This window comes from Nitrosomonas sp. Nm33 (genome assembly GCF_900107265.1).
GTDB lineage: Bacteria > Pseudomonadota > Gammaproteobacteria > Burkholderiales > Nitrosomonadaceae > Nitrosomonas.
Genome location: NZ_FNPJ01000091.1, coordinates 1 through 10,069, shown reverse-complemented (window position 1 = coordinate 10,069; position 10,069 = coordinate 1). Strand labels below are relative to the sequence as shown.

At 44.3% G+C, this 10,069-nt stretch carries 7 protein-coding genes and 1 pseudogene; 5 read left to right on the top strand and 3 right to left on the bottom strand.

Going from position 1 to position 10,069, the window contains the following annotated elements; all coding sequences use genetic code 11:
* Positions 1 to 257: 257 nt before the first annotated feature.
* Together BLV54_RS13530 and mgtA are read right to left on the bottom strand one after the other, a co-directional pair.
* On the bottom strand, positions 258 to 671 hold the full coding sequence (locus BLV54_RS13530) for a nitrosocyanin (protein ID WP_256329501.1): 414 nt from the start codon (positions 669 to 671) through the stop codon (positions 258 to 260).
* Between the two features lie 474 nt (positions 672 to 1,145).
* Positions 1,146 to 3,704, bottom strand: a complete 2,559-nt coding sequence (gene mgtA / locus BLV54_RS13525; protein ID WP_090572156.1) for a magnesium-translocating P-type ATPase — start codon at positions 3,702 to 3,704, stop codon at positions 1,146 to 1,148.
* 175 nt (positions 3,705 to 3,879) lie between these two features.
* Here mgtA and BLV54_RS13520 point away from each other — a divergent pair.
* The 4 genes and pseudogenes from BLV54_RS13520 to BLV54_RS13500 form a co-directional block, all read left to right on the top strand.
* Positions 3,880 to 4,764 (top strand): annotated as a pseudogene (locus BLV54_RS13520) (transposase); the annotation flags it as partial.
* 407 nt (positions 4,765 to 5,171) lie between these two features.
* On the top strand, positions 5,172 to 6,119 hold the full coding sequence (locus tag BLV54_RS13510) for a hypothetical protein (RefSeq protein WP_090572155.1): 948 nt from the start codon (positions 5,172 to 5,174) through the stop codon (positions 6,117 to 6,119).
* Between the two features lie 420 nt (positions 6,120 to 6,539).
* Positions 6,540 to 7,679 (top strand): calcium-binding protein, encoded by a 1,140-nt coding sequence (locus BLV54_RS17120; protein ID WP_305367536.1) that lies wholly within the window; start codon positions 6,540 to 6,542, stop codon positions 7,677 to 7,679.
* Positions 7,680 to 7,950: 271 nt separating this feature from the next.
* Positions 7,951 to 8,811, top strand: a complete 861-nt coding sequence (locus tag BLV54_RS13500; protein ID WP_090572154.1) for a class I SAM-dependent methyltransferase — start codon at positions 7,951 to 7,953, stop codon at positions 8,809 to 8,811.
* Positions 8,812 to 8,853: 42 nt separating this feature from the next.
* Here the strand turns inward: BLV54_RS13500 and BLV54_RS13495 are convergent, their stop codons facing one another.
* Positions 8,854 to 9,468, bottom strand: coding sequence for a glycosyltransferase family protein (locus BLV54_RS13495; RefSeq protein ID WP_143032523.1), 615 nt, complete (start codon positions 9,466 to 9,468; stop codon positions 8,854 to 8,856).
* Between the two features lie 81 nt (positions 9,469 to 9,549).
* Between BLV54_RS13495 and BLV54_RS13490 the strand changes: the two genes are divergently transcribed.
* The coding region (locus BLV54_RS13490) for a transposase (RefSeq protein WP_143032522.1) at positions 9,550 to 10,069 on the top strand (520 nt) is incomplete at its 3' end.

The window sequence follows — 10,069 nt, the reverse complement described above, 5'->3', positions numbered from 1 at the left end:
GCTTACACGTTCCGCGAGAAGAAACCTTCACTTAATATCAGATTCACTCAAGCTCTTCCACTTGTAGGGTTGTGATTCTTATGTCGAACTCACGTTATTTATACTGTCTGCGGTTCACTCTTGCGTCATGTTTGATTTGGAAATGGAATTAGAGCCTTGTAACAAAAAAGTAAGGCCGGATTCAATCCGGCCTTACGATAACGGTGAATGACTGGTTGGAGCCTGTTAATACTTTTTCACAGATTCCAACTAACTCATTATTCCACGACGTTCAATGTACCTGGCAAATGGATGTTTTTAGGATGGAGCTGACACCAAATGGTGAAGGCGCCGGCTTTATCTGCTACGAAAGAGATCGTTTTGGTTTCTCCTGCTTTGATGACTTCCTGGATACCATATCCGTCAATGGAAAATCCTTCACTGATGGGAGATTTGTTTTCTACGGTAATCTTTACTGTGGTTCCTTTATGGACAGACAGCGTTTCAGGTTCATTGAGAACATTAAAAGCACGAATGTTCTTAACTGTCACCCCTTCGACATTGAGCTCAGGAATATTGGTGTCATAAGCGTTAACAATGACCTTGAAGTTTTGTTCCGCTGCTTGGGCAGTACCTGCTAACAGCAGTCCAAGTACGAAACTCGCACACAATGCTTTGGTTGTCTTTATCATTATTTCCCTCCATTCAAATTAACGTTTTAGTGAAATTGCGCCCACCTTTTTGGTGAGGACTTTAACGGCTTGCATCTTAGCCAACAGAACAAATGCTCTTGGATATTTGTAGATCATCCAGGGCGATTACTCATGGTTAGCAGTGAATCTTGTTTATGTTTTTCTGAGGACTTTCAATTTTAATACCTGATAACGCTGCGTTACTTTAGATGGGATAATCAAGGATGTCAATATCATTGCGAATTTAAAAAAGGGAGCCACAATCCTAAGGTTGTGTCAATCTTACTCATTCATGCTAAGAGCTGAGGTTGTGAAAATTATTTCATTTATTTTTAACGATTTGCCCCGTCAGTGAACTTCTGCATTGGCATTCAACACAGAATGAATACTTTCAAGAAGGTGGATTGAGTCAATTACTGGAAAATATCTTCTTGCTGAAGTGTCACTAATAGAGGAGCATAGTTCATCAGTTATTTACATCTTTGATTTGGCAAATGAATTATACCGCCGGTAAAAACTTCTCTTGGCCACTTCGACCACTACTAGATAGGTTACAACCATCGCTGCCAGAATAAAATAGAACTGAGCGGGTGGTGGAACGAAACCAAAGTACGTTCCCAAAGGAGTAAATGGAATGATAACAGCTAACATCACAACAGCAAGGGAAGTTGCGACTAAGATAGGGTGGGCGCGGCTTTTGAATGGATTGCCGCGAGTACGAATAATGAAGATCACCAGCACTTGAGTGCATAGGGATTCGATGAACCAGCCGGTTTGAAACAACGTTTCATCTGCTTTCAGTAATGTGAGCATGACATAGAAGGTCAGGAAATCAAACACTGAGCTGATTGGCCCAATCACCAGCATGTAATTTCGTATAAAATTTATGTCCAATTCCCTTGGTTTGTGAAGCTCTTCAGGATCTACTTTATCCAGGGGGATCGGCATTTCAGAGAGGTCGTACAAAATATTGTTGAGCAATATTTGAGTGGGGAGCATGGGTAGGAAAGGCAGGAATAGCGCTGCACCGGCCATGCTAAACATGTTACCAAAGTTGGAGCTGGTGCCCATCATAATATACTTCATTATATTGCCGAAGGTGCGTCGGCCTTCCAATACGCCAGCATGTATGACATTTAAGTCATGATTCAGAAGAATCATATCAGCCGCCTCCTTAGCGACATCAACAGCGGAATCTACCGACAGACCCACGTCTGCTGAGTGAAGTGGCGGAGCATCATTAATGCCGTCTCCCAGATAACCTACTACATGACCACGGGTTTTAAGTGCCAAGATCACACGGTCTTTTTGAGAGGGATTAACCCGGCAAAACAAGTTTGCACTTTCTACTTTAACACGTAAAGCTGAATCATCCATTTGTGCAATCTCCCTACCAGTCAATACTCCTGTTACTGGAATTTTTAACTGAGTACAGATATGCTGTGTCACAAGCTCACTATCACCCGTAACAATCTTCACAGTTACATTGCTTTCCTGGAGAGCGGATAGAGCGGCACTCGCGCTTTCTTTAGGGGGATCAAGGAAGCAAGCAAAACCTGCAAATACGAGCCCCGTTTCATCGCTGAGCACGGCATGAGGATGATTCAATGGAACTTCGCGCCAGGCAATACCTAATACACGAAAACCCTCTTTCTCAAAATCAGCATACTTTTCATGTATCTGTTCTCGGGATGGCTGATCTAATGGAGTTTGGATTTTATTATCCAGTGTTTCATAACAAGTACAAAGATCAATGATTTCTTCAGGCGCGCCCTTGACCACCAACAACCGGCTTTTATCATTGTCCACCAGGACTGAAACACGTCGTCTTTCAAAGTCGAATGGGATTTCATCGATCTTCTTCCAGGTATCCACATCAATATTTTTGTGCTCAAGAATCGCCTCATCAAGCGGACTTTTTAGGCCTGTTTCAAAGAAGCTATTGAGATAGGCGAGTTCCAGAACCCGTTCACTGGAATTACCTTGTGGGTCTACATGCTGCTGGAGTGTGATTCTTGCTTCAGTCAGCGTACCAGTCTTATCCGTGCAAAGGATATCCATTGACCCCAGATTCTGAATGGAAGCAAGGCGCTTGACGATTACTTGTTTCCTTGCCATGGAAACTGCACCCCGTGCCAACGTTACAGACACTACCATCGGCAATAGTTCCGGAGTCAACCCCACAGCAAGCGCCACTGCAAATAGAAAGGATTCCAGCAAAGGCTTATGCATGAGAGCATTAACTAGCAAGACAAACAGTACCAGCAGAATAGTCAGACGCAAGATGAGCAGACCAAACCGGTGAGTACCGATCTCGAAAGATGTTGGCGGGGGGTGACGAGTAATACTATCGGCGATAGCTCCGATCGCGGTACTTGCGCCCGTTTTGACGACCAGCATTCTGGCACTACCGCTGACGATAGTGGTGCCCATAAATACAGCGTTAGTAGCACCTTGTAGATCAGTACTATCAGAAGCAAGAGTACATGGTCGTTTTTCCACTGGATAGGATTCACCTGTCAGTAACGCTTGCTTGACGAAAAAATCGTTCGCTTCCAAAACAAAACCATCTGCTGGAACGATATCTCCCGCAGAGAGCAAAACAATGTCGCCAGGAACCACGTCAGCCAGTGGCACTTCCAATGTCTTTTTGTCACGTATCACCATGGCACGCACCGATACGGAGCGGCGCAAGCTTTCTGCTGCTTTGCTAGCGCGATGCTCCTGAACGAAATCAAGTGTTACGCTGGATATCACTATCACCATGATAATGACAAAGTCGGTTATTTCACTGGTAAATGCCGAAATTGCACTGGCTACAAGAAGGAGAATGACCAGTGGATTTTTAAAACGGGAAAGAAACTGTATTAATAAGGGCAGCTCATGGTGATCGCGGAAGATATTGGGGCCATATTTAGTAAGCCGGGAGAGAGCTTCAGCATTAGATAATCCGTTAGAATCAGCGTTCAGTTCTCTCTGGCATTCTGAGAGAGGTTTGAGCCACCATGCTTGATTGTCGGGAGCCTCTGCCATTATGCTACCTCATTGTTAACTTGTAACCCGGGTAATATTCATAATACTCCAATTACACTACGTAATATAGGATTACACATCAGTATGAAGTGATTAGATAATTTGAGGGTGTAAAAAATTTTGTGTAAATGGTCATTTAGCAGGAAATTGCAGTAATTTTATATAAGGGTAGGAAATGACCGTAAGCGACAAATTATTAGACAGCCTGCTGGCTGATTATAAGAAAGAAGCCTGAAGATTTAATTGGTGAAAATGGTCTACTCAAGCAGCTTACCAAGAAGCTGGTGGAGCGTGCACTAGAGGCTGAAATGACAGAACATCTTGGTCATAGCCGGAATGAATGAATCTGTTATCAATGCAACTGGCAATACCCGCAACGGCAAAAGCAAGAAGACACTGAAAGGTGAAATGGGCGAATTGCCAATAGGCATACCGCGGGATCGTGACAGCAGTTTTGGACCTCGTTTGATTGCGAAACACCAGACGCGCTGGGGTGGTTTTGATGACAAAATCATTTCGTTATACGCCCACCCTCATTTCTGCTGTGACCGATGCGGTGATTGAAGAAGTAAAGTCTTGGCAATCGCGACCATTAGAATCGATATATCCGATCGTTTATCTTGACTGCATTTATGTCAAAGCGCGGGATAATGGCATGGTGGGTGCCAAGGTAGTATATCTTGCACTGAGCGTTAATCTCAGTGGTAAGAAAGAATTGCTGGGTATCTGGATTGCCCAAACTGAAGGTGCCAAATTTTGGCTGTCAGTGGTTACTGAACTCAAGAATCAAGGCGTACAGAACATTTTTGTCGCTTGCGTTGATGGACTAAAAGGCTTTCCCGAAGCAATTGAAGCGGCATATTCCAAAACCATCATTCAGCTTTGCATCATTCATCTGGTACGTTACAGCCTGAACTTTGTCAGCTGGAAATTGCTCAAATTAGTCGCTGCTGATCTGCGCTCCATCTCCACTGCCGCTACAGTCACAGAGGCAGAAAAACAATTACTGGCATTTACAGAAAAGTGGGGCAAGGATTATCCCGCTATCGTTAAATCCTGGTAAAACTAGCGGGCGTATAGGTTTGGGACACCAGCATCGGTGTGTATCGGAAACACGCCCAAAGCGGGCTCTATCCTGAAACATCAGGCGCAGTTGCCCTTCCACCTACCACTCCTGGTCAATTTCTGTGAAGGTGTCTCGAAGTTTTTTTCTACTCATCCTGAGCGTGCACATTTGCTTTGAGATGGCGCTTGTCAGGAGCCAATTTATTTTATTTCTTTTTCATAAGTGAAATAATGAATGCAACTAATGAAATAGAAATAGAATTAGGTATTGTGGTTTGTTTATTATTAAGCGCAACCCGGCTTTACGTATATTTACTTTAGAAAAAAGAGGGTTTATTTACCTATATCCCATGACGATCTTATCTTTCAGCTGTTTCCCGATGCGCAATGGAGCCTTAGCCTATGAACTTCCTACAAATAAGCTTTTATCTGCTGCTAAGTCATTATCGTTGTCTGATTTGTATTGCTTCCCTCTTCATTATCTTTTCGAGCAGTCAAACGCTGGCGCAGGAAGTTATAAGGAATACCGAGTTTCTTGAGTCCAATCGTCCCGAAGCATGGGCGATGAATTATTACACGACTGCCACACTTCTATCCGGACTCAGTGTGCCGCGTAGCAGAAAGTTTGGTTCGATCGAAGTTGGATTTGAATTGGACTGGCTTCCCCAACTCAGCACCGAGGAACGACGGGTTGGTCTCAGTGGCACGAAGGTAGAAGATCTGAACCACTCACCTATTTTTGCTCGGCCGCGCGTCACTATTGGACTTCCATGGCAATTTGCCTTGACCCTATCCTATGTGCCTCCTATCAAAATTTTCGGGCTCAAACCAAACCTGTTTGCATTCGCGCTGGAGCGCCCCTTGTATGAGCATGATTCCTGGCGTATCGGGATGCGACTGTATGGACAGATTGGTAACGTGGTAGGGGCATTTACCTGTTCTGGAGATGAGATTAATTTCGAGCCAGGTTCCCCTGGGAATCTTGCTGGCTGTGAAGGGAAATCAGCGGATAAGGCGATCCAGAACTATGCAGGATTTGAGCTTAGCGGTGCATATCGTATCGAAAAATTAGGGGGATTGACTCCTTATATTGGCGTAGCGGGAAATTTTCTTGACACACAAGTCAATGTCAACGCTCCGACTTTCGGTGTTATCAATAAAAATCGTATAAAGGCTGAAACATGGACGTTTTCAATGAGCGCCGGCTTTGCCTACCCCTTGACCGACAAGCTTATGTTTAGTGTGGGGATGTTCTATAGTCCATTATGGATAACACGTCCTCCGGCAACTTCCAGTGAGAACGAGCCCTTTATCAATGTCCGCTCGCTACTTACTTATCAATTGAGGTAGGTTTGAGCGAAAATCATGCTGGCACATAGTCAGTGTTACGTATGTAATTTAATTACAAGATCAATTACTGCAAAACCATGAAATAAGAGAGAATCAGAGTCAATTGCTCTATAAGATTTAAGTGCCAATTCAGCAGCGTGTGGATCGAAAATCCACTATGAATTTCTGGCTTCTATCCATTATTAATTTTGGAACCGGGATAAAGATCCCAGAACTAATATATAACACCTTATACCTTTATTTTGAGTTGGTGGCGTCAGTCGTGTGCTTTCTAAAATATGTTTGGTAGGGTGGAAATGGATAATGGACCCAACTCCTTGAATAAATTGTTCGGTGTTCCGCAGACTTTGAAGAGAGATGGTATGCGGATGAATGAAGCAATTATCTGATTTAAGGAGGAGAAGAAAATGACATTCCATATTGCTCACATTGATCAATGTATATTCAAATGCAGATGGATCTGTTCAATTTATTAAGTTCGTAATAGATGCGAATGAGCAGGAGTTTTGGGCGAGGCACTCTCTAAACTCGAGTAATGGTGTCGCTACTAATACTTTCCGTTTTAATACTGATTTACTCAGCGAAGCGACTGACGGGAAGTCAGTACTAGTCGCGACCCAAGGGTTTGCAGATTTGGGCACTGCTAGGTCTGATTTCTTTATTCCCAATTTTAGCTTTGTTAAGCCTGATTACATTATTCCCAATAAATTTTTGTTTCCCACCAATGGTACTGTAATTTTTCCGGGGATGATAGGAGGTACCATATCTTACGCACAATTACCGACCGATGGAAAATTGTCACTTAATGGTGATAGCTCCACCGGAATCAACTCTTTCACAAATTTCACTGGCAACACGGGTACCTTGCCAGGTAATGTTATTTTTGGTATAGAGGGTCCAGATAATTTGGCAGGTACTGCAAATGACGATATTATCTTGGCTCTTGGTGGCAATGATACGTTGAATGGCGGCGCAGGCAATGACACGCTCAATGGCGGCGCAGGCAATGACACGCTCAATGGCGGCGCAGGTACCGATACAGCAATCTACAGCAGTAATCGCGCAAACTACTCGGTTTCTGGAACAGTTTCCAATTTAAACATTTCAGGACCAGATGGGAATGATACACTGTTGAGTATCGAACGTTTTCGATTTGCAGACAAAAATATCGCTATTGATCTCGATACCGGGGAGGCAGCCGGTAACACGGTCAGGATCATTGGTGCTGCGTTCGGTGCACCTGCCATCAAACAACATCCAGACTACGTTGGCGTCGGCCTAAATCTGTTTGATTCAGGTCAAAGTGTGCTCGAAGTGTCTCAGCTCGCAGTTAGAGTGATGGGTAATCCTACCGATGAGGTTTTTGTGGATACGGTCTTCAACAATGTGGTAGGCAGAGCCCCTTCGCTTGAGGAACATAATTTTTATGTCAGTTTATTGGTGGACCATGGTGGAACATTTACTCAGGCGCATTTGCTGGAAGTTGCTGCTGGTTCTGGTTTGGATGCAACGAGTATAGATCTCGTTGATCTTCAGAAAACTGGAGTGGAATTCGTCTAAAAGGCTGTGAAAAAACCTCCTGTGGACAACAACCAGTGCGGGAGTGTGTTAGACGTGAGCGTCAAGAACGGATCAAACAAACGCTGCAGCGGTTACCAGAATTGGAAAAATTTCTCCTTTTTTAGCGCTACTCTTATTGATCGTCAATGTGTTTGACAGCAGATCCGACTTTCAGTATGTTCAAACCCTATGAAAAAGAGCGTTTATTTTTCTTATACATCTTGGGTAGTTGGATCGAAACCTAATGGTCGAATAATTCTTGAGTTGTAAGATGAGTATGATCTCTCGATCAGATGTAAGTGATGAAACTTTTAGAGTACTCAAATTCTTGGAGCCTTCAGGAACTCGTATAGAGACACTGACGCTGACCAGCTGGGGTGGGCATATACCATTCATGTTTTGCCTCATGAATTATTTTCGTCCGCACACATTTGTTGAGCTCGGTACACACTACGGGGCGAGTTTTTTTGCAGCTTGCCAAGCAATACGTGAATTCGACATCAACTGCACACCTACGGCTGTTGATCTTTGGTCGGGAGATGAGCACGCCGGAAAATATGGCGAAAAAGTTTATACCAGTTTTAGACGGATTCATCAGGACAGATATCACGGCGTTGGTCGCGTTCTGAGAAAAGATTTTAACGAAGCAGCAGTCGATTTCGAGAATCTCAGTCTTGATCTAATTCATATAGATGGGCTGCATACTTACGAGGCAGTCAAGAATGATTATGAAACTTGGCTTCCGAAAGCATCTTCCAATGGCGTTATGCTCTTTCATGACACCGATGTGAGGGAAAGAGGTTTTGGCGTATGGAAATTATGGGATGAGATCAAGGATGATTATGTGAGTTTCAACTTTACTCATACTCATGGATTGGGCGTAATTGCATTGGGTTCAGCAGATTCAAATCCTATCATTCCCATCTTGCAGGCAGTGAATTGCTCGGAGAATTCCAAAAGTTCATTTGACAATTTTTTTCGTCTAGCTGGAGAGCGTGCTGTGAGTGAGGCTATTTCTCAAATAAAACTTCAGGCAATCCGTGATCGATTACCTGAACCGCTTGTTACCTTGTTTAGACGCAGCAAAACTATTCGACACAGAATTTTTCCTCCGAGCACTCGTGCACATTAACGATCTATTTTTCCGTAGGTATTTTTTACTTTAAGTGACGGACTACCTAAGGAGATCCTTCTGAAAGCTCTTCAATCCATTGGCGTAACGATGATAACGCGATGCTGCAAGCTCACGTATAGCCAGCGGCACTCGGCGCCAGCGTGCAGAGGGGAGAGTGCTGCGAGTACGCAAAAAGATGATTGCTTCGTTAAGGCTGCGAATCTTTTCCTCACTAATGGGAAAGCGATCCCGAAACTCCAAAAGACGCACGCGAGCCATTTCACAGCGGAATAACTGTGGTCCAAAGATTGCAGCGAAAGTTCTTTCTTGATCCCTGTTGCGTCGGGGGATGCCAAGTTGATTCGTGTCGTGTTGCCGATAGGCGATCAAAGGCATAGGCAACACATCCAGGCATGACACAGTGCCGATGAGTAATGCGATCCAGGCATCGTGCCAGGTATCAGGTATAGGCAAAATGAGATCACGATAAGTGGCGCGGAAAGCCATAGTCGCGCCTGTCACGATCGGGTGTTTGAGTAGCACACCGAGTGCATTACAGGCAGAAATCTGCACTTGCTCCCGGGAGTTAAATTTAAAGACTTTCCATAGCCGCAGCCCTAATAAATTCAATTCCTCATTAACTAGTCGCCCCTGAAATACTATAGAAGCTAGCATAAATATTGGCATTGAGGGATACTCAAAAGGTATGGAATTTGCCAGAATTAATACTATTGACCCCTAATTTCTGGTGAATTGATGAAGCCAAAGAAGCAAGAACCCACCCCCTGTGATGATCTTTTTCGCATGAGACTGGAGCAGATGTTGGACCAGCGCCACGAGCTGTACCGACTGGCAGGGAAGATTGACTGGTCTGTAGTAGAAGAGCGGTTTGAACGACTGTATTCAGATGAAGGCCGCCCAGCTATTCCGATCCGCTTGATGGTAGGGCTGCACTACCTGAAGCACACTTTCAACGAATCGGATGAAACGGTGGTGGAACGCTGGGTGGAGAATCCCTATTGGCAATACTTCTGTGGAGAAGAATACTTTCGTCACGAATTGCCAATCGATCCCAGCCAGATGACGAGATTTCGTGACCGCATAGGCGAAGCAGGCTGTGAATTCATGTTAAGTCTAACGGTGGTAGCAGGAATTGCCACGCAGACCGTATCAAAGACATCGCTCACAGCAGTAAACGTGGATAGCACGGTGCAGGAAAAAGCGATCAATTACCCGACAGATGCCCGGCTGTATCATAAGGCTGGAAGTGCACTGG